The 20,933-nt window shown below is 72.4% G+C and carries 19 protein-coding genes; 17 read left to right on the forward strand and 2 right to left on the reverse strand.

The features are described 5' to 3' along the window. The first annotated feature begins 30 nt into the window (after window positions 1–30). The 17 genes from AP234_RS24655 to AP234_RS24725 all read left to right on the forward strand — a co-directional run bounded on the left by AP234_RS24655 (window position 31) and on the right by AP234_RS24725 (window position 19,195). The gene (locus AP234_RS24655) at window positions 31–273 is read left to right on the forward strand and encodes a hypothetical protein (RefSeq protein ID WP_055482106.1); all 243 of its coding nucleotides are present in this window, start codon (window positions 31–33) and stop codon (window positions 271–273) included. Window positions 274–360: 87 nt separating this feature from the next. Beyond that, window positions 361–2,331 (forward strand): alpha/beta fold hydrolase, encoded by a 1,971-nt coding sequence (locus AP234_RS24660; protein ID WP_055482107.1) that lies wholly within the window; start codon window positions 361–363, stop codon window positions 2,329–2,331. Then, window positions 2,328–2,912, forward strand: a complete 585-nt coding sequence (locus AP234_RS24665) for a hypothetical protein (protein ID WP_055482108.1) — start codon at window positions 2,328–2,330, stop codon at window positions 2,910–2,912. The genes AP234_RS24660 and AP234_RS24665 overlap by 4 nt, the downstream gene beginning before the upstream one ends. Then, window positions 2,905–3,672, forward strand: a complete 768-nt coding sequence (locus AP234_RS24670; RefSeq protein WP_055482109.1) for a class I SAM-dependent DNA methyltransferase — start codon at window positions 2,905–2,907, stop codon at window positions 3,670–3,672. Before AP234_RS24665 ends, AP234_RS24670 begins: the two co-directional genes overlap by 8 nt. After that, window positions 3,669–5,561 (forward strand): ABC transporter ATP-binding protein, encoded by a 1,893-nt coding sequence (locus tag AP234_RS24675; RefSeq protein WP_152990600.1) that lies wholly within the window; start codon window positions 3,669–3,671, stop codon window positions 5,559–5,561. The genes AP234_RS24670 and AP234_RS24675 overlap by 4 nt, the downstream gene beginning before the upstream one ends. A gap of 31 nt (window positions 5,562–5,592) precedes the next feature. Then, window positions 5,593–7,119, forward strand: a complete 1,527-nt coding sequence (locus AP234_RS24680; protein WP_235558354.1) for a phytoene desaturase family protein — start codon at window positions 5,593–5,595, stop codon at window positions 7,117–7,119. 83 nt (window positions 7,120–7,202) lie between these two features. Further along, window positions 7,203–7,643, forward strand: a complete 441-nt coding sequence (locus AP234_RS24685) for a helix-turn-helix domain-containing protein (protein ID WP_055482110.1) — start codon at window positions 7,203–7,205, stop codon at window positions 7,641–7,643. Continuing rightward, window positions 7,636–8,136, forward strand: a complete 501-nt coding sequence (locus AP234_RS24690; protein ID WP_152990601.1) for a hypothetical protein — start codon at window positions 7,636–7,638, stop codon at window positions 8,134–8,136. Before AP234_RS24685 ends, AP234_RS24690 begins: the two co-directional genes overlap by 8 nt. 3 nt (window positions 8,137–8,139) lie before the next feature. Continuing rightward, the gene (locus AP234_RS24695; RefSeq protein ID WP_055482111.1) at window positions 8,140–9,303 is read left to right on the forward strand and encodes an MAB_1171c family putative transporter; all 1,164 of its coding nucleotides are present in this window, start codon (window positions 8,140–8,142) and stop codon (window positions 9,301–9,303) included. Between the two features lie 110 nt (window positions 9,304–9,413). Next, entirely contained in the window at window positions 9,414–9,752 is a 339-nt protein-coding gene (locus AP234_RS24700; protein WP_235558355.1) for a PadR family transcriptional regulator, read from the forward strand. After that, on the forward strand, window positions 9,749–10,828 hold the full coding sequence (locus tag AP234_RS24705) for a hypothetical protein (protein WP_055482113.1): 1,080 nt from the start codon (window positions 9,749–9,751) through the stop codon (window positions 10,826–10,828). The genes AP234_RS24700 and AP234_RS24705 overlap by 4 nt, the downstream gene beginning before the upstream one ends. Before the next feature lie 223 nt (window positions 10,829–11,051). Next, window positions 11,052–11,861 (forward strand): histidine kinase, encoded by an 810-nt coding sequence (locus tag AP234_RS24710; protein ID WP_152990602.1) that lies wholly within the window; start codon window positions 11,052–11,054, stop codon window positions 11,859–11,861. A gap of 417 nt (window positions 11,862–12,278) precedes the next feature. Continuing rightward, entirely contained in the window at window positions 12,279–14,978 is a 2,700-nt protein-coding gene (lanKC, locus tag AP234_RS24715; protein WP_200926692.1) for a class III lanthionine synthetase LanKC, read from the forward strand. Next, on the forward strand, window positions 14,978–15,109 hold the full coding sequence (locus tag AP234_RS36580; RefSeq protein WP_152990610.1) for a SapB/AmfS family lanthipeptide: 132 nt from the start codon (window positions 14,978–14,980) through the stop codon (window positions 15,107–15,109). The genes lanKC and AP234_RS36580 overlap by 1 nt, the downstream gene beginning before the upstream one ends. 77 nt (window positions 15,110–15,186) lie before the next feature. Continuing rightward, window positions 15,187–15,321, forward strand: a complete 135-nt coding sequence (locus tag AP234_RS36585; RefSeq protein ID WP_152990603.1) for a SapB/AmfS family lanthipeptide — start codon at window positions 15,187–15,189, stop codon at window positions 15,319–15,321. Between the two features lie 152 nt (window positions 15,322–15,473). Continuing rightward, entirely contained in the window at window positions 15,474–17,348 is a 1,875-nt protein-coding gene (locus tag AP234_RS24720; RefSeq protein WP_055482115.1) for an ATP-binding cassette domain-containing protein, read from the forward strand. 29 nt (window positions 17,349–17,377) lie between these two features. Beyond that, a complete protein-coding gene (locus AP234_RS24725; RefSeq protein ID WP_055482116.1) occupies window positions 17,378–19,195 on the forward strand; it encodes an ATP-binding cassette domain-containing protein in 1,818 nt (605 codons plus the stop codon). Here the strand turns inward: AP234_RS24725 and AP234_RS24730 are convergent. Then, window positions 19,103–19,753, reverse strand: coding sequence for a response regulator transcription factor (locus tag AP234_RS24730; protein WP_055482117.1), 651 nt, complete (start codon window positions 19,751–19,753; stop codon window positions 19,103–19,105). The genes AP234_RS24725 and AP234_RS24730 overlap by 93 nt on opposite strands. A 211-nt stretch (window positions 19,754–19,964) precedes the next feature. Beyond that, a complete protein-coding gene (locus tag AP234_RS24735) occupies window positions 19,965–20,930 on the reverse strand; it encodes a hypothetical protein (RefSeq protein ID WP_055482118.1) in 966 nt (321 codons plus the stop codon). Window positions 20,931–20,933: the final 3 nt, after the last annotated feature.

The raw sequence follows: 20,933 nt of genomic DNA on the forward strand, positions 1-20,933 counted from the left end.
TCGACGCACCCGAAGCAAGGGAGATGATCCATGCCGCTACTCGCCGAGAAGGTGAACGCAGACCCGGCGCTCGGCGCGATCTCGATCCACAGCACCGAGCCCTGCCACGAGATCGGAGGTGCTCCGGTGCTGGCCACGCCCGCCACGATCGTGGGAGTGGCGGCCGGCGTGGGCCTGGTCGGTTCGGTGGTCGGCCTGTTCGCCGCGGGCTACGCGATGGGCCGCAACTTCGGCGGCACCAGGCCGCCCAAGAGCGAACAGCTCCCGTCCTAACCAAGCCCGTTGCCGGGGGTGCCGCCGCCGACCGCGGCGTCCCGGCAACGGGTCGATCCAGGAACGAGCCAGGAAACGCGACCCCCCATGAAAAGACCAGCCAAGCGCCGCCGCCCCGGGCTGCCGTCCGCCCTGTCCGCCATCGCCGGCGGCATCCGAGCCGCCGCCGGGTCGCCGTCCACGCTGTCCAGATCGCAGGTGCTGACCTGGACGGAACGGCTGAACTCGGTGACCCACCTCCTCGCCAGTCTGGAGTACCTGACCCGCCGCCGGGACCGGGAATGGGGCGGCGCCAACAACTGGGACGTCAACCGCCGCATGTTCCACGACCGGGCCCCCCGCTTCGCGCGCGCCCTCGACCTGGTCGCGGATCCGCGGGTCAGCACCGCCCTGCATGCCGGCCGCGCCGCCGCCGCTGCCGCGCTCTGGCTTCCGCTGTCACCGCGGCAACGTGTCGCCGCCGACGCGGTGCTCGCCGGCAGTCAGGCGGCGCTGCACGCCCAGAACCTCTACGGAAGCGACGGGGCCGACCAGATCTCCTTCCTGGTGCAGGCGCTGACCACCATCGCCAGGGCGGGTCACCGCCGGCCCGCCGTCGCCGACGCCGCCCTGTGGTTCGTCTCGCTGCAGTCGGTGCTGTCCTACACGGTCTCCGGATGGGCCAAGCTCCCCAGCGACACCTGGCGCAGCGGCCGCGCCCTGCCCAACATCATCCGCACCCACACCTACGGCGACCCGCACGCCTGGAAGCTGATGCGCCGTTTCCCCCGGCTGACCCGGCTCGCCGCGCACGGCGTCCTCACCCTCGAATGCGCGTTCCCCGTCGTCTTCGCCGGCCGCGGCCGGCTCGCGCCGTACCTGCTCGGCGCCGCCGGGGCGTTCCACCTCGTCAACGCGCGGGTGATGGGACTCGGCCGGTTCTTCTGGGCCTTCACGGCGACCTATCCCGCGGTGCTCTACACGGCCGGGCCACGGGTGCGCACCGCCCCGGACGGCACGGTCAGCCGTCGCCACGACGCCCTGCCCGCCACCGTGACCGCCGCCGGGCTCGCCCTGCTCGCCGCCGGTCAGGCGGCACGCGCCCGCCGGCGACGGATCGTCGTACGCGGCCGGGGCGACGAGCGCACGCTGACCACCGGCGCGGGCAACACGCTGGCCTACCGCGTTCTGGGCGAGGACGCGGCGGCGAGCGGCCCGGTGGTCATCCTCGAAAGCGGCATGGCCGCCACCACCGAACACTGGGAACGGATCGCGGCCCGGCTGGCGTCGCGCTTCACCACCGTCACCTACCAGCGCGCCGGGTACGGCGTCAGCCGTTACCGGGCCGGGGCCGAGTTCCGTTTCGACACCATGGTGGACGACCTGACCGATGTGGCCAAGCACGTCGCCGGCGGCCGGCCCATCGTGCTGGTCGGGCACTCCCTCGGCGGCTACCTCGCGCTGCTGGCAGCCGAGCGGCTCGGCGCGCAGGTGCGGGGCGTCGCGCTCGTCGACTCGAGCCACCCGGCGGAACTGCAGCGCTCCATCCGGCAGGCCGAGGGCGGCCGCGCGTTGACCGGCGCGCTGGCGCTCATGCCCGCGTCGCTGGAACTCGGGCTCGGCTCGCTGCTGCAACGCCCGGAATGGGTGGACCGGCTTCCGCGGGAGGCGCGCACCACCGCGCTGGCCCAGTACCGCGACGCCAAACTGTGGGCCGCCGCCCGCCGGGAGTGGCGGGTCGTCAAGGAGAGATTCGAGCGGTTCGACGGCGTCCTGCCCCGGATCTCCGCCCCCCTCCTGGTCATCACGGCGGGCCAGACCGCCGCCACCGACGCCGTACAGGTGGACCTGCACGACGAGTTCGCCGCGGCCGCCCCACAGGCGCGGCGGCACCTCGTCCAGGGCGCGGACCACGACGAGATCCTCACCGACGCCGGGCGCGCCGCCGAGGTGAGCGCGATCATCACCGCGTTCCTCGACGACCTGGCGGAGGCGCCCCTCGGCCGCGACGGGCGGGAAGGACGCGACGGCCCACCGGACCGGACGGACCGGAGGCGGAACGGAGGCGAGCGGCGATGAGACCGCGAATCGCGCCGCCGGCGCGCCAGGCCGACTGGGGCGCGCTCACCGCTGTGGTGATCGGCGGCCTGGCCGCCTGGTTCGGGGTGACCGTCCTCAGCCAGCATCCCCAGCAGATCTTCGACCGGTTCCGGCGGTACGACTACACCGGCCTCCTCATCGGCAACTGGCGCTTCTTCGCCCCCGAGCCGGCGCAGCACGACTTCCACGTCCTGCACCGGGTGCTCCTCGCCGACGACGCGCAGACCCCCTGGGTCGAGACCACCCACATTCCGAAACGCATCTGGCGGCAGATGGTCTGGTTTCCGGAGCGGCGGCAGGACAAGGCCGTCTTCGACATCTGCGCCGAACTGATCGTCTCCATGGCCCAGCCCGGCCTCGACCTCACCAGGGTCCCCGCCTACCAGGTGCTCTGCGACCACGTCGAGCTCGTCGTACGGGAGGAACACCGGGCCGGGCCGACGCCGAAGGGCTTCCAGTTCGTGATCGCCCGCAGCACCGGCTACGACGAGTCCAACGATCCCGACTACCTGCTGATCTCCCAGTTCATTCCGCTCCAGGAAGACCACCACCATGAGTGAGATCGCCGACATCGGCTACGGCGCCCAGTTCGCCGACTTCTACGACCGTCTCTTCCCCGGCGGTCCGGCCGTGGCGGCGACCACGGCGTTCCTCGCCGACCTGCACCCCGGCGGGGATCTGCCGACCCTGGAGCTCGGGGTGGGCACCGGCCGGGTCGCGCTTCCCCTGGCCGACCTGGCCGGCCCGATCGTCGGCGTCGACTCCTCGCCCGAGATGCTCGCCGTCCTGCGCGCCGCCCTGGCCGAACGGCCCCGCCCGGTCACCCCCGTGCACGGCGACATCCGCGACTACTCCGACGATCGCCGCTACGGGCTCGTCTACTGCGTCTGCGGCACCCTGTCCATGCTGCTCGACCCCGCCGAGCAGCAGCGGGTGCTCGACGTCGCGGCGGCCCGCCTCGCCCCCGGCGGGTGCCTGGTCGTCGAAACCCACAACCCGAGCTTCGCCCAGGCGCTCAACCAGGGCAGGGTACGCGACTCGTTCTTCGTCCCCTACCCCGCGCCGGACACCGGGCTTCTGTCCTACTCCACCATCGACATCGACAATCGCATCTGGCATCTCGCGCACATCTGGATCGACGACGGCCGTTCCCGGATCGCCTCGGAGGTGAGCCGTCTGACCACACCCGAGGAGGTCGACGAATACGCCCGGCTGGCCGGGCTGACGCCGGCGGGCCGCTACTGCGACTGGCTCGGCACCGAGTTCAGCGGCCAGGAGCCGATGTACGTCTCCGTCTACCGCAAGGACTCCACACGATGACACGGGCGACAGAAGCGCTGCGGGACGAGACACCGCCGAGCGGCCCCGAGTTCCCCGAGCCGGACGACCTCGCGGGGACGGCCCCGGCCGGCCCACCGGCCCCGCCGTCGGAGGACCGGGGGCTCCACTGGATGAGGATGCTGGCCCGGTACGTCCGGCCGCACCGGAGGATCTTCATCACGGCCGCCGTCCTGCTGCTCGCCTCCAGCGTGCTCGGCCTGCTGCAGCCGCTCGCCGTACAGGCACTCATCGACGGGCTGACCGCGGGAACCGAGGCCGGCCAGGCGCTGGCCGTGTTGACGGGGCTCGTGGCGGTCGCCGCCGTCCTGCTCGGAATCGGCAACTATCTCACCCTGCGGACCGCCGAGGCGGTCGTCCTCGACGGGCGCCGCGGCCTGATCCGCCACCTGCTCCGTCTGTCCGTACCGAGCCTGCGCGGCCAGGAACCCGGCGACCTGCTCGCCCGGGTCACCACCGACACCATGCTGCTGCGCCAGATCGCCAGCCAGGCGCTGATCGACCTGCTGACCGGTGGTCTGATGCTGCTGGGGGCGGTGGTCCTGATGGCGGTCGTCGACGTGGTGCTGCTCGGCGTCACCGTCGTCGTGACCCTGCTGCTCGTGCTCATCATGGCGGTGATCATGCCGCGGATCCGGATCGCCGCCCTGCGCGCGCAGGAGTCGGTCGGGCAGATGGGCGCCGCCCTGGAGCGGATCCTCGGGGCCTTCACCACCGTCAAGGCCTCCGGCATGGAAGCGGCGGAGATGGCCCGCGTCGACGTCTCGGCCCGCTCCGCCTTCCAGCAGGGCGTGTCACTGGCCCGCTGGGGGTCGGTGGCGGGCACCGCCGCCGGGCTGGCGATCCAGGTCGCCTTCCTGGTCGTCCTCGGCCTCGGCGGCGCCCGGGTGGCGAGCGGCGCCATGACCGTGTCGGCGCTGGTGGCCTTCCTTCTCTACGTGGCCTACCTGACCCACCCGATCATCCAGCTGATCGGCGCGACCACCTATCTGCAGGCGGGCAGGGCGGCGCTGAGCCGGATAGCCGAGGTGAACGCGCTGCCGGCCGAGCCGCTCGACCTGCCGTTCCCCGCCCAGGATGGTCTCCCGGCCGCGTCGGCGACGGAGCCGCGCCACCCGGGCCGGGTGGTGCCGTCCACCCCGGCCTCCGTGGTCTTCGACCGGGTCACCTTCACCTATCCCGGCCGGACGGAGCCTGCCCTGCGCGACTTCTCCCTGGTCGTGCCCGCCGGCGGGCTGACCGCGCTCGTCGGGCCCTCCGGCTCGGGCAAGACCACCGTGCTCAAACTGCTGGAGCGGTTCTACGACCCCCAGCAGGGCCGCGTGCTCTTCGACGAGCGGAGCCTCCCCGACTGGCCGCTCAACGACCTGCGGGCGGGCATCGGCTACGTCGAGCAGGACGCGGCCGTGCTGGCCGGGACCCTCCGCGAGAACATCGTGTACGCGGCGCCGGACGCCGCCGAGGCCGAGATCCGGGCGGTGCTGCGTACCACGCGGCTCGACCCCCTCCTGCGGCGTCTCGGCGACGACCTCGACGCGGAGATCCAGCACCGGGGGGTGTCCCTGTCCGGCGGCGAACGTCAGCGCGTCGCCATCGCACGGGCCCTGCTGCGCCGGCCCCGTCTGCTTCTGCTCGACGAGGCGACCTCGCAGCTCGACGCGGCCAACGAGGCCGCGCTGCGTGACGTGATCCGGGACATCTCCGGCGACACCACGGTCATCATGGTCGCCCATCGGCTGTCCACGGTGCTCCACGCGGGGCAGATCGTGGTGCTGGCGGACGGAACGGCGCAGTCGTCCGGAACGCACGCGGAGCTGCTGCGGAAATCCCCGCTCTACGCCGAGCTGGCGGCAGAGCAGTCGCTGGCGTGACCCGGTCGCGGAGTCGGAGGAGATCACCGGAGTGAACCTTGCCCGGCTCAACGGCTCCGGTCGGGGCCGCGTCGACGCGGTGGTCGTCGGTTCCGGCCCCAACGGCCTGGCCGGGGCGCTCGTCCTCGCAGCGGCGGGCCTCGAGGTGCTGGTCTACGAGGCCGCCGACACGATCGGCGGCGGCACCCGCACCGAAGAGCTGACCCTGCCCGGTTTCCGGCACGACGTCTGTTCGGCGGTCCATCCGATGGTGCTGGCGTCCCCGTTCTTCCGGGCGTTCGACCTGTCCCGGCACGGCGTACGGCTCCTGCAACCGGAGATTCCGTACGCCCATCCGCTCGACGGCGGCCGCGCCGCGCTGGCCTGGCGCGACCTGGAGCGCACGGCACAGGGGCTGGGGGTGGACGGCCCGGCGTGGCGGTCGCTGCTCGGCCCCCTGGTGGAACGGTGGCGGCCCCTCGTCGACACCGCCCTGTCCGACTTCCGCAGTCCGCCGCGGCATCCCGGTACGGCGCTGCTGATGGCGCTGCGGATTCTGGAGCAGGGCTCGGCGCTGTGGGGGGTCAGGTTCCGAGGTGACGCGGCCCCCGCCCTGCTCACGGGTGTCGGCGCGCACGCCATCGCACCGCCCCGGGCGATCGCCCCCGCCGGAGTGGGCCTGGTTCTCGCCGCCCTCGCCCACGCGGTCGGCTGGCCCGTGCCGCAGGGCGGCAGCCACACCATCACCCGGGCGATGGCCGCCGAGCTGACCCGCCTCGGCGGGCGGATCATCACGGGCCGGCGGATCGACACCTTGGCGGAGCTGCCGCGCGCCCGCGCCGTCCTGCTCGACGTCGCCCCGGCGGGGCTGCTGCGCATCGCCGGCGATCTCCTGCCGGACCGGTACGGCCGCCGGTTGCGCGCCTTCCGCCCCGGTGGCGCCGCCTGCAAGGTCGACTTCGCGCTCTCCGGTCCGGTGCCGTGGGCGTCCCCCGAGTGCGCCCGGGCCGGCACGCTGCATCTGGTCGGTTCCCGGGCCGAGGCGCTCGCCGCGGAGCAGGCGGTCGCCGCCGGCCGGCACGCGCGGCGGCCGTACGTCCTGGCCGTACAGCCCGGTGTCGTGGACTCCGGACGCGCGCCCGCCGGTCACCACGTCCTGTGGACGTACGCGCATGTGCCGAACGGCTCCCCCCGCGACGTCAGCGATCAGGTCATCGCCCAGGTGGAGCGGTTCGCGCCCGGATTCCGAGAGCTGATCCTCGCCGAGCACGTCGTCACCGCCTCGCGGGCGCACCTGCACAATCCCAACTATGTCGGCGGGGACATCTCCGGCGGCGCCGCCGACCTGTGGCAGATGATCATGCGTCCGGTTCCCCGCTTGGACCCGTACCGCACGCCGCTGCCCGGGGTCTACCTCTGCTCCTCGTCCACCCCGCCGGGCCCGGCCGTGCACGGGATGTCGGGGGTCCACGCCGCCGGCCGGGCGCTGCGCCACCGGTTCGGCATCAACGCCGATCCGCTCGATCTCGTCGCGTCCGCCGTGTCCGGGAACGGATCCGCCAGAACGGAGAGCCCCTGAGGCGACACTAGAATGATCGGACCCGGCGGCCACACCAACCGGCACGGCAGGATTCGTCCGTCACGGAAGGGAAGGGTGACCGAATGGCCGAGCCACCCGTCCGATCGACCCTCGCCGAGAAGATCGAGCGGCTCTTCGAGGTCGTCCGGCGCCCGGACCGAGAGCAGTACCGCAACGAGGAGGTCGCCGCCGCCTGCCGGGAGGCGACCGGGGAGAGCTTCTCCGCCACCTATCTGTGGCAGCTGCGCAACGGCCGCAGGACCAATCCGACCAAACGTCACCTGGAGGCGCTCGCCCAGTTCTTCCAGGTGCCACCGGCCTACTTCTTCGACGACGAGCAGAGCGAGCGGATCGCCGAGGAGCTGGAACTGCTCGGCGCGCTGCGGGACAACGCGGTACGGCAGATCGCCCTGCGCGCGGTCACACTGTCGCCCGAGGGGCTCGACACGATCAGCGACATGATCGAGGCGATCAGACGGCGCGAGGCGCGCCGCAGGGGGCTTACGGAGCACGACGGTGATTGATCGAGCTGTCTGGCGCAAGTGCCGGTCGATCGTCGATCGGTTATCGATCCCGGCGCCCTTCGATCCCGACCTGTTCATCTCCGCGCTCGCAGAGCGGCGCGGCCGGGCCGTCGAGCTGGTGCCGATGCCGGGCACCGCCGCGCAATGCGGCGCGCTGGTCGCCACCGACGAGGTCGACTACATCTTCTACGCCACCAGCACCACCCGCCTGCACCGGGAGCACATCCTGCTGCACGAGGTCGGACATCTGCTCTGCGGGCACGTCGGCGACGTCGACCCCGGCCTGCTGCCCGAGCTCCTGTTTCCCCACCTCAGCGGCGACCTGGTCCGGCGGGTGCTCGGGCGGACCGACTACTCGGCGGCGGAGGAGCAGGAGGCAGAGCTGGTCGCCTCGATGATCTCGCAACGGGCCCGTCGCCGACCGGCCGGATCGGTCGCCCCCGAGATCGCCGACGGCCTGGCCCGCGTGGGCTCGATCTTCGACATCCGGTGAACGATGCTGCACTGGCTGAACTACAGCGCCTGTGCGCTCGCCGTCGGGGTCGCCGGATACAAGCTGTTCCGCGTACGCCGTGACCAGCGGGCGCTGGGCCTGCACTACCTGTCGGCGTTCTTCCTCTGTCTGGGGTCGGCCATGGCGATCATGGCGCACCCGACGCTGGACCTCGTCAGCCGCTTCGAGCCGGTGCCCAACACGGCCCGGTTCGTCGGCAATGTTCTGGAGATGACGGCGGCGTACTTCCTCGGCGCGCTCGGGTACACCGTCGCCACCCCCGAGCACACGAGACGATGGCTGCGCCGGTACGGAACCATCCTCGCCGCGGCCGCGGTCCTCATGGCCACGATGCTGGTCGCCGCCGACACCACCTACACGCTCAACTTCGTCAACACGTACTCCACCAACCCGCTGGTGGTGGGGTATCTTGCGGTGTTCTTCCTCTATATAGCGGTTTGCGCGGTGGCCTTCACCCGCGCCGTCGGCCGCTACGCGGCGCACGCGGAGACCACCGCCCTGCGGGTCGGACTGCGGTTCGTCGTCGCCGGAGCCGTCGTGGGGATCGTCTGGGCGGGCTGGTCCGGAGTCCGCCCGATGATCACCCTGCTCACCGGGCGGCCGCTGGCCACCACCGTCCCGATCGGTTCGATGATCGGTTCCATCTGCATCCTGCTCTGGCTCGTCGGGGCGACCCTCACCGCCTGGGGGACATGGCTGGCCGCCCCGCTGCGCTGGGTGCGGGCGTTCATCCGTCATCGGCGGATGGACCCCCTGTGGATGGCACTACGGACGGCCCAACCGCAGATCGCGCTGATGACGACGGCCAACGCGCTGAGCAACGCCGAGTTCGCCCTCTACCGGCGGATCATCGAGATCCGGGACGCGCAGCTCACGCTCCGGCCGTACGCGCACCCGGCCGTACCACAGTGGGCGGGTCCCGCGGTGGATCCGGCCACCCTGGAGGCCGCGGTGATCGCTGCTTCCCTGATCGGCCACGCCGCCGGGCGCCGCTACGACGCCGAGCACCCCTTCCATGACGTCGATCCGTCGCTCGCCTCGGAGAGCGCCTGGCTGGTGCGGGTGAGCCGGGAGTTCACCAGGTCGGCGGTGGTCGCGCGGGTGCGGGAGCGCGCCGCGGAAGCGGCACATCACCCCACGGGCTGATCACGCCGCCGGCGGATCGACCCGTACGTGGAGCGGCGGTGACGACGCCGACACCGTCGCCGGAAACGTTTCGCCCCTAATATCATGTCAAGCAATATATGCTGGGGCGCATGAAGGCACAGGGTATGACGGAGCAGGCGTTCCTCGTCCTCACCGCGCTGGTGGACGAGTCGCGGCACGGCTATGGGATCGCACAGGAGGTCGAGCGGCTCTCCGAGGGGCGGGTGCGGCTCAAGATCGGCACCCTGTACGGAGTGATCGACCGGCTGGCCGCCGACGAGTTGGTCGCACTCGACCGGGAGGAGGCCCACCGGGGACGGCTGCGGCGCTACTACCGGCTCACCGATCGGGGTGCCCGCGCCCTGGAGGCGGAGGCCGTACGGCTCGCCGAGAAGGCCCGCTATGCGACGGAACGGCTGCGCGCCCGGCACGCGGGGGGAACGGCATGAGCCCGCTGGAGGATCGCTACCGGCGGGTGCTGCGACTGCTGCCGCCGAGCTATCGCGCCGAGCGCGAAGAGGAGATGGTCTCGGCCTTCCTGGACGCCTCGGGATCCGCCGTGGACGACGACGATGCATGGCCGCGGTGGTCGGAGATCGCAAGCGTGGCCGCGCTCGCGGTGCGGGTCCGCCTGGGCGGCGCGGGCGCGCCGCCGAGGAGCCTCGCCTGGGGTCGGACCGTACGGCTGACCGCCCTGGCCGGGCTGGGCTTCCAGGCGATGATGGGCTGCGTCTTTCTGGCCCAGGCCCTGGATGTCTACGGCGTGCTCGCCCTGCCGTACGCGAACGGCGAGATGCCGATCGGAGAGCCGGCGTCGGCGGAGCGGGCGTGGCACCTGTCCAGGGACCTCGCGCCCGCCCTGTGGATCGTCGGCTATATCGCGCTGACCCGCGGCCGTCCGCGCGTCGCGAAGGTCGCGGCGGTGCTCGGACTCACCACGTACGTCGCCGATTTCGTCGTGTCCTGGACAAGTGCGCCGGAGATGTCGGTTCTCGCCGATTGGGTGAGCCGGTCCCTCATGCTCGTCGTCCCCACGCTCGCCCTGCTGGCCGGGTTCCACCGGGACGCCCCGGCGCGCCGCCACCCGGTCCGGGTGACCGCGCTCCCCCTGATCGCCGGAGCGGCCCTCTTCCTGGTCACGGCGGTGTCGTCCTGGGCCATGGTCACGGCGAGCCGCTCACCGCAGTGGCCCGGCGTGTGGGCATGGGTGTGGCCGTGGCTGCCGCCCTCCGGCCTGTCCTGCCTGGCGCTGCTGGTGGCGGGTGTCGCATATGTCGTGGCGCACCTGTCCACGCCCCGGTGGCGCTCCCCCGCCGTGCCGCTGGCGCTGGCGATCCTGACCGTGCCCGTGATGCTGTCCCAGCTCTCGTACCTCAACCTGAACTCGGGCGACCAGGTCACCGGGACGTTCAACGCGGTGATCGTCGTGCAACTCCTCGCGCTCCTGGTGAGCGGCCTCACGCTCGCCGTGATCGGCGCCAGGACGTTGCCCTCGGGAGACACGGCCTCCCGGGCGGTCTCGTGAGGACCGACGGCGGCAGATGCCCGCGGGATTTCCCGACCCTGTTTCCGGGCATCCGAATTACCGCCGTTCTCCACGTATTCTTGAATTTTCCAGGGAAGACGCGATAGACCGAAATCCATCGACCGGCAAGCCGCGCTATATCGTCGATTAGTGTGACAAGATTTGAGCTGTGAACCGAAAGGCAAGACCGATCCTCCGGCGCGACTGACTGGAGGATCGACACTTGCCCAGCGCAGATCTGTCCAGCCCTGCCGTGCTGTTCGCGCTCCTCGTGATCGGCGTGCCGCCGTGCGTGCTGCCGGTCCTGCTGATGCGGCGGTTACGGCGGCTGAGCGCCCTGCGGGCCGAGGCCGTACGGCAGGCCGCCGCCGAGGCCAGGGAGCGGCTCGCCCGGGATGTCCACGATCTGCTCGGCGGCCGCCTGTGGCTGGCCTCGCTCAAGAGTGAGCTGGCCTGCCGTCTGGTCGAGGAGGACTCCCCCGCGCGGGCGGCACTGGCGGAGGCGATCGAGTCGATCCGGCAGGCGGCGGCCGAGGTGCGCAACGTGACCAGGTCGTACCAGAAGATCTCCCTGTGGTCGGAGATCGCCGACGCCAGGGCGGTGCTCGCCGCGTACGGCACGAACTGCGAGGTCGAGGCGGCCGAGGTGAAGCTCGCGCCGGAGGTGGACGCGGTGCTCGCGGTGATCGTACGCGAGGCCGTGACGAACGTGCTGCGCCACAGCCGCGCGAGCCTGTGTGTGATCAGGATGACGCCGGTCGAGGTGGACGGGGCGGACGCTTCCGGCGGGGCGACGGGCACGGGCTCCCGGGTGATGGCCTCCGGGGTGCGCCTGAGCATCGCCAACGACGGCGTCGGATCCCCCGTGGCGGCGGGCGCCGGCAGCGGCATACGCAATCTCCGCCGCCGGGCCGCCGAGCTGGGCGGAGTCGTCGGCACGGCCGTCGACCCCGGCGGCTGGTTCCGGCTGACCGCCGAGATCCCGACCCCCCCGACCCCCCCGACCTCCAAGACCTCCCCGACCTCCCCGTGATCTTGCGATTTCTCGCAGCGTCGGCCTCTGACCTGCCCGGATCCATTCCGTGATCTTGCAGTTTCTCGCAGGAATGCCGCCTCACCCGCGCACATGGACTCCGTGATCTTGCAGTCGGTGGCGGAGTGCAAGATCACGGCGGAGGTTTCACCTGGTCACGCCGCAGGTCTGCGAGAAACCACAAGATCACGAAGGCAAAAATCCCTGCTCAGGCCCTTGATCTGCAAGCTTTCGCAAGATCACGGCGGGGGCCGGGGGGGGGAGGTTGCGGCAAGGGTGGGATCACTCATGCGACTCCCATGACGTCACTCATGGGTGGTCACATGACGTTCTCACACATTGCTGTTGACTGGAGTAACTTGGCCAGTCCAGTCATTTCCGGAATTCTTTGTTGCGACCGGCCTAAGGGGACATCTGGTGATTAGTAAGTATGAGATTTATTGCCTCGCTGATCCCTTGTTTTATGACACTCTCGACCGCAACCGTGTGGAGCATCCCGATTTCGAGATAACCCGGCGACCCGTACCCGACGGGTGGCTGCATCGGTCGACGGAGACCTGGATGCATTACGCACCCGCCGGTCTGTCGTTGCCGACACAGGGCTGGAAGATCCACATTTCCTCCTGCGGCGAGCAGGCGGAGCGGGTCCTCGACGCCACGTGGGAGTACTGCACGGCCAACCGGCTGGCCTTCAAGTTCCTCCGCGGCCGGCGGATCATGACGATGCAGAACTCCAAGTACGCCTTACGCGGCTCGAGCGGCAAGCTGGTCACCATCTACCCCGAGGACGAGGACCGCCTCGAACTCGTGCTCAAAGAGCTCGCCGAAAGCCTCGACGGCGTGCGGGGGCCGTACATCCTGAGCGACCTGCGGTACGGCGAGGGCCCGCTGTTCGTCCGGTACGGCGGGTTCGCCGAACGCCACTGCGTGTCGGACTCCGGCGAGCAGGTGCTCGCGATCGAGGACCCCGACGGCCGGCTGGTGCCCGACGTGCGGGGGCCCGCCTTCGCCCTGCCGTCCTGGGTCACGCTGCCCGCCTTCCTCGAACCGCACCTGGCCGCCAGGAACTCGATCACCCTGGAGGGCCTGCCGTACCAGGTGGACGGCGTGCTGCACTTCTCCAACGGCGGCGGAGTTTACCTGGGACACGACACCCGGACGGGTGAGCAGGTGGTGCTGAAGGAGGCGCGGCCGCACGCCGGTCTGGACGCCGCCGGACGCGACGCGGTGACCCGCCTGCGGCACGAGGTCGACATCATGGCGCGGCTCGCCGGCCTGGACGCCGTGCCGGCCCTGCACGACCACTTCGTCCTCGGCGACCATCACTTCCTGGTGCAGGAGCACATCGGCGGGGCCACGCTGAGCCAGCTCATCGCCCAGCGGCACCCGCTGACGAGAGCCGACCGCACCCCGGAAATGATCGCGGACTACGCGGAGTGGGCCACCGGGATGCTCGACCGGATCGGGCAGGCGGTCTCCGCACTGCACGGGCGTGGCGTGGTCTTCGGCGACCTGCACCCCTTCAACATCCTGGTCGACGGCGACCGCGTGGTGCTCATCGACTTCGAGGTCTCCTCACTCGCCGCCGAGCGCAGGCGGCCGACGCTGGCCAATCCGGGCTTCGTCCCGCCTCCCGACCGGGTCGGCACGGCGGCCGACGACTACGCGCTGGCCTGCCTCCAGCTCGCCGTGTTCGCACCGATGGCGACGATGCTGCTCCAGTTGCACCGGCCGAAGGCCGAGGAGATCGGCCGGCTCGTCACCGAGACTTTTCCGGTGCCGCCGGAGCGCGTCGAGGCCGCCGTACGGACCATCCTCGGCCACGAGCCGCCCCACGGGTCCACGGCCCGGAAAGCCGGCGGCGGGAAGGCCCACAGCGGGAAACCCCACGGTCCGGAAACCGAGGGCCGTGCGGCAGGCGATTGGCCGGCCGTACGGGACGCCCTCGCCAGGGCGATCCTCGCGAGCGCGACCCCCGAGCGCGACGACCGCCTGTTCCCCGGCGACATCGTGCAGTTCGAGCCGGGCGGCGGCCTCGGCCTCGCCAACGGAGCGGCGGGCGTGCTCCACGCCCTGGCGGCGACCGGGGCCGGGCGGTTCCCCGAGCACGAGGAGTGGCTGGTCAGACGGGCCAAGGCACCAGCAGAGCGGCGCGACGCGGGCTTCTACAGCGGGCTGCACGGCGTGGCGCACGCCCTGCTGGCCCTCGGCCGCCGCCAGGACGCGCTCGACGTGGCCGAGCTGTGCTCCCCACCCGACGACGGATCCGATCTCAGCCTCTATCGGGGTCTGGCCGGGATGGCGCTGAACCTGCTCCATCTCCACGACGCCACCGGTGAGCCGCGCTTCCGCGAACAGGCCGACCGGCTCGTGGCGGCGGTCGCCGACCGGCTCGGCGGGCCCGACGACGTCCCCGAGATCAGCGGCGGCAAGCACCCGCACGCCGGGCTCATGTACGGCTCGGCCGGCCCGGCGCTGATGTTCCTGCACGTCTACGAGCGCACCGGCGACCGCGCGCTGCTCGACCTGGCGTCGGTGGCGCTGCGGCAGGACCTGCGCCGCTGCGTCACCCGCGACGACGGGCAGCTCCAGGTGGAGCAGGGATGGCGGACCAATCCGTACCTCGACGAGGGATCGGCGGGCATCGGGCTCGTCCTGGACCGCTATCTGACCCACCGGGACGACGAGACGTTCGCCGCGGCGCTGGCGGCCATCAGGCCGGTGGCCGCGCTCCCCTACTACATCCAGCCCGGGCTGTTCGCCGGCCGCGCCGGGATGATCGCCTGTCTCGCCGCCTGGCGGGACACGCCGCGCCCGGAGCGACCCGGGGGGATCGACGGGCGGATCGACGAGCACATCACCGCGCAGATCGCCCGCCTGGCCTGGCACGAGCTTCCGTACGGGGACGGCCTGGCCTTCCCCGGAGCCCAGCTCCTGCGCCTTTCCATGGACTTCGCCACAGGGAGCGCCGGCGTGCTGTTCGCACTCGGCACCGCGCTGCACGACGAGCCGGTGAGCCTCCCGTTCTTCGAGCCCCCCGGCGGTGGTGCGCGGGCCGTCCCACGCACCGTCGCCGGGTCCACGGTCCCGACCAGCACGGAAAGGAGGTGTACGTGATGGCGCTCCTCGACCTGCAGACCCTCGAGGCCCCGGGCGGCGGCCACGGCGGTGGCGGCGGCGGCAGCAACCTCAGCCTGCTCGCCTGCGTTCCGCACGAGAACAGCAGCCTCAGCCTGCTCTGCGGCTGACGGCGAAGCGAGTCCGACGGATCACGGCCTCGGGTCTCATCCGCGGCCGAACCCACCATAAGAAGGAGATGATCGGCATGGCTCTTCTCGACCTGCAGACCCTCGAAGCTCCGGGCGGCGGCCACGGCGGTGGCGGCGGCGGCGGCAGCAACCTCAGCCTGCTCGCCTGCGTTCCGCACGAGAACAGCAGCCTCAGCCTGCTCTGCGGCTGACGGTGACCGCGAGACCTGGGCGGCCCCGCCGCCCAGGTTTCTCACTTTCTCAGCGAAATCGCGCAGCGGACTCTCGCAGCGGAATTTCGCCGCGGACTCTCTCGGCCGATTTTCTTGACGGACTTTCTCACGCGACCCCCGGAGGAGACCCGATGACGTCGCGGGCGGCGGACCGGCTGATCATCGATGCCGTACGGCACGGCGGCGGCCGACCGGCGGTCCTCGCGGCGGCGGCGCTCCTCGGCGCCGCGGCGGACCTGCTCATCCCGATGGCACTCGGCCGTGCCGTGGACACGCTGATCGGGGTCGGGGGCTCCGCCGGTGACCCGGCGGGCCGGGCGGGGTGGACCTGGGCGACGGCGGCTCCCACGCTCGTCGTCGTCGCCCTCGTCGCCCTCGCGATCGCCTGTGACGCGGTCGTCGTGCTCATGTCCGGCGTGACCGGGGCCCGGGCCGCGCGATGGTTGCGCCGCCGCGTCGTCACCCACGTGCCGGCGGTCGGCCCGGCCGTCACCGGGCGGTACCCACCCGGCGACGTGGTCACCCGGGCCGGCGTCAACGTGGAGGAGGCCGCCCGCGCCCCCGAGGCGGCCGTCGTCGCCGCCGCGCTCGTCATCCCGTCGGCGGGCAGCGTCGTGGCGCTGACGCTGATCGATCCCTGGCTCGCGGTCGCCCTCGTCGCCGGGCTCATCGTGATCACGGCCGTGCTCCGGGCGTTCATGCGGCGGACCACCGCCGCTTCCGGCGGTTACCAGCGGGCTCAGGGGGAGATCGCCGCCCGGCTGGTCACCGCCCTCGCCGGAGCACGCACGATCGCCGCTGCCGCGACGGGCGAACGGGAGGCCCGGCGCGTGCTCGCTCCGCTACCGCGCCTGCGCGCCCACGGCCTGGCGCTGTGGCGGCTGCACGCCCGCGCCGGAGTCCAGGCGGCCGTGGTGATCCCCCTCCTGGAGACGGCCGTGCTCGCGGTCGGCGGGCTACGGCTCGCCGGCGGCGGTCTCACGGTGGGCGAGCTGCTCGCCGCCGCACGCTACGTCGCGCTCGGCGCGGGCCTCGGCTCGGCGATCGGCCAGGTGGGGCGGATCGCCCGGGCCCGGTCGGCGGCCGAGCGCGTCGAACGGCTGCTCGCCGAGCCGGCCATGCCGTACGGCTCCCGCCCGCTGCCGGCCGGGCCAGGCGACCTGGAGCTGCGCGAGGTCACGGTGCGGGTGGACGGCACGCCGCTGCTGAGCGACGTCGACGTGGTGATCCCCGGGGGTTCGTGCGTGGCGGTGGTGGGACGCTCGGGATCGGGCAAGTCGTCGCTGGCCGCCGTCGCGGGGCGGCTGGTCGACCCCGATGACGGCGTGGTCCTGCTGGACGGGGTCCCGCTGCCGGAGATCGCCCGCGGGACGCTGCGCCGGGCCGTCGGGTACGCGTTCGAGCGGCCGGCCCTGTTCGGCGGGCCGCCGGGTGAGCGGTCCGGCGCCCCGACGGACGGCCCCACGGCCGACACCATGGAGAAAACGGTGGCAGACACGCCGGTGGGTACGGCGGAGGACGCGATCGCGGGCACGATCGGCGGGGCCATCGGTTTCGGGCTGGGCGGGCCTGACGACGCCGGGCCCGGCCACGACCTCGACGGCGGCCACCACCGGGTGCGGGCCGCCGCGGCCGCGGCCTGCGCCGACGCGTTCATCCGCCGCCTGCCGCTCGGCTACGCCACACCGGTGGCGGACGCCCCGATGTCGGGCGGTGAGCTGCAGCGGATCGGCCTGGCCCGTGCCTTCGCGCAGGCCGGGCGGCTGCTCATCCTCGACGACGCGCTGTCGAGCCTCGACACGGTGACCGAGCGCCAGATCACGCTGGCGCTCACGGCCGGGAGGCTGGCCGGCCACACCCGGCTCGTCGTGGCCCACCGAGCCGCCACCGCCGCCCTCGCCGACCAGGTGATCTGGCTGGACGGGGGCCGGGTCAGGGCCAGCGGGCGGCACGAGGCGCTGTGGGACGACCCGGACTACCGCGCGGTCTTCCAGGCGGCGCCGTGAGAGGCCGGCGAGATCCCGCGAGGAGCCGGGTGAGGGACGCCGTACGGGACCTGCTGCGCCGGGCTCTGCTGCGGGAGCCGTACCGCGTCGTCCGTCTCGCGGGGTGGTCGCTGGCCGAGGCGGTGCCCTCGTTCCTCGGCGGGCAGGCGGTCGCGCGGGCGGTCGACGACGGCTTCGCCGCCGGCCGCCCGGGCACCGGCCTCGCCTGGCTCGCGGTGCTGGCCGTCGCGTGGGTGGTGGCGGCCCTGGGGGCGCGGCGGATCCTGCTGGAGATCGCCGGCATCGTCGAGCCGTTCCGGGACGAGCTGCTGACCCGGGTCGTGACCACCGCCCTCACCACCGAGACCGCCGGCTCCGGCGCCGAGGCGGTGGCCCGGACGAACCACCAGGTCGAGCTGGCCAGGGACGCCTTCGGCGCGATCATCACGGTGATCAGGTCGTTCGCGTTCACGCTGCTGAGCGTGGCGCTGGGGATGGCCACGCTCGCCCCGGAGGTGCTGCCCCTCGTGCTGCCCCCGGTGTTCGCGGGGCTGGGGCTCTTCCTCGCCTCGCTGCCCGCCCTGGCCCGGCGGCAGCGGGAGTTCTTCCTGGCCGACGAGCGGACCACGGCGGCGGTCGCCGCGATGGCCGGCGGGCTGCGGGACGTCACGGCCTGCGGCGGCGAGACCCGGCTGGCCGAGGCCGTCGGCGGGAAGGTCGACCGGCAGGCACGGGCGGCGGAGGCCCTGGCACGGGTCACCGCCGCCAGGACGCTTTCGCTCGCCGTCGGCGGCTGGCTGCCGATCGTCCTCCTGCTCGCGGGGGCGCCGTGGCTGCTGCACCGCGGCATCACCGGCGGGATCATCCTCGGGACCGTCACCTACCTGACCCAGTCGCTGACGCCGGCGCTGTCCGGCCTGGTGCAGGGTCTCGGCGTCAGCGGCGTACGGCTGGCCGTGACGCTGGAACGGATCCTGGGCGGCGGCGGGACGCCGCGCACGCCGGGCGACCGCGAGCCGGACGGCGTGCGGGTGGAGCTGCGCGGCGTCGAGTTCGCGTACGGCCCGGCCGCCGAGCCCGTCATCGCCGGGCTCGACCTGACGGTGCCGGAGGGCGATCACCTGGCCGTGGTCGGCCCGAGCGGCATCGGCAAGTCGACGCTGGCCGCGCTGATCGCCGGCCTGCTGCGGCCGGGGGACGGCGCCGTCATGATCGGCGGAGTTCCGGCCGCCGAGGTCGCGCCCGCCGCGCGGGTGCTGATCCCGCAGGAGGCGTACGTCTTCCACGGCGGCCTCGCCGAGAACCTGACCTATCTCGCGCCCGATCTCGACCTCGACGCCGACTCCGACCGCGCGGCGGTGGCGGAGGCGGTCGCGCTGTTCGGACTGGAGGATCTGGCCCGGCGGTGCGGCGGGATGCACGCCGAGCTCGACCCGGCCGCGCTGTCGGCGGGCGAGCGCCAGCTCATCGCGCTGGCCAGGACCTGGCTCTCCCCGGCACGGCTGATCGTCTTGGACGAGGCGACCTGCCACCTCGACCCGGCCGCGGAGGCGAGGGCCGAGGCGGCGTTCGCGGCGCGCGGCGGCACGCTGATCGTGATCGCGCACCGGATCTCCTCGGCGCTGCGCGCCCGCCGGGTGCTCGTCATGGACGGGGCCCGGGTCATGTCCGGCACGCACGACGAGATGGCGGCCGCCTCACCGCTCTACGCCGACCTGGTCGGCCACTGGAGTTCGGCGCCGGCGCACTCGCCGGGACGCTCGCCGGGGCGGGATTCAGCGGCGGGCGCGGTACCGGACGATGCCGATGTCCCTCGTGGGCCACAGCCAGCCGCACTCCGAGGCGATCTGGATCGCCTCGACGCGTGACCGGGCGCCGACCTTGCCGAGAATTCTCGACAGATAGTTCCGTACGGTCCCGCGGGACAGGCAGAGCCGTTCGGCGATCTCGTCGACGGTCGCGCCCACGGCGGCGGTCTCCAGGACGGCCAGCTCCCGGTCGGTGAGCGGGTTGCCGGCGGTGTCGAGCGCGGCGACGGCGAGCTCGGGGTCGACGACCCGCTCCCCCACCGCCACCCGGCGGATGCAGTCGACCAGGTGGCCGGGCTGGGCGTCCTTCACCACGAAGCCGCGCGCCCCCGCGTCCAGCGCCTTGCGCAGGGCGACCGGCGTGCCGAGGCCGGTCAGTATGACCGTCCGGCAGCTCGGCAGACGCCGGCCGAGCTCGGCGGCCGCGGTCAGCCCGTCCATCCCGGGCATCCCGATGTCGAGGATCGCGACGTCGGGCCGCCGCAGGCAGGCCAGCCGTACGATGTCCTCGCCCGTGTCGGTCTCGGCCACCACCTCGAGGTCGTCCTCGGAGTCGAGCAGAGCGATCAGGGCCTTGCGGATCAGGTGCATGTCCTCGGCGAGCAGCAACCGGATCAACTCTGTTCCCCCAAGCTCTTTTACGGTCGGTCGCGGAGCCGCGCCGGGAGGAGCCCGTCCTCGTGTGCCCCGCTTCGTTCGTCCGCGAAAAATCCGGGACACGTCTACCCAGGATCGCGGCTTTAATCACGTTTCAAGCACCAGACACCGAACGCCCGGTTCCATGAGGAACCGGGCGTTCAATATGGACACCTGAGTGATCCGGTATCGGCTACCAGCGAACGACCTTGACGTAGTCCTGCGCCTCGGAGCCCTTGAGCCCGCGGGCACCGTCGAACTTCACGGCCCAGGTGCCGGACCGGTAGGCCCGGACCTTGCCGTAGAAGCCCCCGTCACGGTTGCTCTTGAGGGTGCCGACGCGCTTCCAAGCGCGCGTGCCGCTCGCCTGGAAGTAGACGTCGATGTCCTGGTGACCCAGCCGGTTCCAGTCGTGCCAGTAGGAGCGGCTGTCATGGCAGTTGCCGCTGCCGCGGTGGACGCTGACGTAGCTGTTCCAGTCGCGGTAGTACCAGTCGGCGTAGCACCTGGCGACCTGGAGCTTGCCCTGGAGGGTGAGCTTGTGGCCCCGGCGCACCGGCTCGGGGGTGGCGTCGAAGCCGACGATCCGGGTCGCCTTCGGACCCTTCGGCGGCTGCGGCCGCCACCTGTCCTGCTTCACCTGGAAGCCACGGTCGGCGGTCAGCCGCTTGCCGTCCAGGCCGATGGCCTCGACGTGAACCTTCCACTGCCCGGTCTTGTGCCCCGAGGTGAAGGTCCAGGACCGCGACGCGGTGTCGTAGCGTGCCCTGCCGTCGTGCCTGTCGTGCTGACCGCTCTGCTGGCCGAACCGGTGCTGCCCGTGATGCCTGCGCCCGGAGGGCTCCCAGACCTCGATGGAGACGCTCCGGACGTCCTTGGTCCGGACCGTGGCGGTGACCTGGACGGAACCCCGCCGCTTGACGACGACCGGGTTGGGGCTGACGTGGACGGACAGAATCCGCGGGTCGGGCACGTAATGCTTCTTGCCGAAGTCCTTCTTGGCCGACTGCTCGGACGGGCTCGGCTGAGTGGACTGACCCGTCGGCTGGCCGGAGGGACTCGGCTGGCCGGATCCGTCGTCCGCGTACGCGGGGGTCGCCGCGAGAGTCGCGGCGCCCAGAGCGGCCGCCACCAGTACGGTGGCCACGCGCTTCGCCATTTC

Source organism: Sphaerimonospora mesophila, from assembly GCF_001417795.1.
Taxonomy (GTDB): Bacteria; Actinomycetota; Actinomycetes; order Streptosporangiales; family Streptosporangiaceae; genus Sphaerimonospora; species Sphaerimonospora mesophila.

Excerpts from the sequence above, each read along its gene's own strand:
- AP234_RS24675 (WP_152990600.1), top strand. The coding sequence starts at position 3,669 with ATGACACGGGCGACAGAAGCGCTGCGGGACGAGACACCGCCGAGCGGC.
- AP234_RS36580 (WP_152990610.1), top strand. The coding sequence starts at position 14,978 with ATGGCGCTCCTCGACCTGCAGACCCTCGAGGCCCCGGGCGGCGGCCAC.
- AP234_RS36585 (WP_152990603.1), top strand. The coding sequence starts at position 15,187 with ATGGCTCTTCTCGACCTGCAGACCCTCGAAGCTCCGGGCGGCGGCCAC.
- AP234_RS24665 (WP_055482108.1), top strand. The coding sequence starts at position 2,328 with ATGAGACCGCGAATCGCGCCGCCGGCGCGCCAGGCCGACTGGGGCGCG.
- AP234_RS24670 (WP_055482109.1), top strand. The coding sequence starts at position 2,905 with ATGAGTGAGATCGCCGACATCGGCTACGGCGCCCAGTTCGCCGACTTC.
- AP234_RS24720 (WP_055482115.1), top strand. The coding sequence starts at position 15,474 with ATGACGTCGCGGGCGGCGGACCGGCTGATCATCGATGCCGTACGGCAC.
- AP234_RS24655 (WP_055482106.1), top strand. The coding sequence starts at position 31 with ATGCCGCTACTCGCCGAGAAGGTGAACGCAGACCCGGCGCTCGGCGCG.
- AP234_RS24685 (WP_055482110.1), top strand. The coding sequence starts at position 7,203 with ATGGCCGAGCCACCCGTCCGATCGACCCTCGCCGAGAAGATCGAGCGG.
- AP234_RS24660 (WP_055482107.1), top strand. The coding sequence starts at position 361 with ATGAAAAGACCAGCCAAGCGCCGCCGCCCCGGGCTGCCGTCCGCCCTG.
- AP234_RS24700 (WP_235558355.1), top strand. The coding sequence starts at position 9,414 with ATGAAGGCACAGGGTATGACGGAGCAGGCGTTCCTCGTCCTCACCGCG.
- AP234_RS24695 (WP_055482111.1), top strand. The coding sequence starts at position 8,140 with ATGCTGCACTGGCTGAACTACAGCGCCTGTGCGCTCGCCGTCGGGGTC.
- AP234_RS24705 (WP_055482113.1), top strand. The coding sequence starts at position 9,749 with ATGAGCCCGCTGGAGGATCGCTACCGGCGGGTGCTGCGACTGCTGCCG.
- AP234_RS24735 (WP_055482118.1), bottom strand. The coding sequence starts at position 20,930 with ATGGCGAAGCGCGTGGCCACCGTACTGGTGGCGGCCGCTCTGGGCGCC.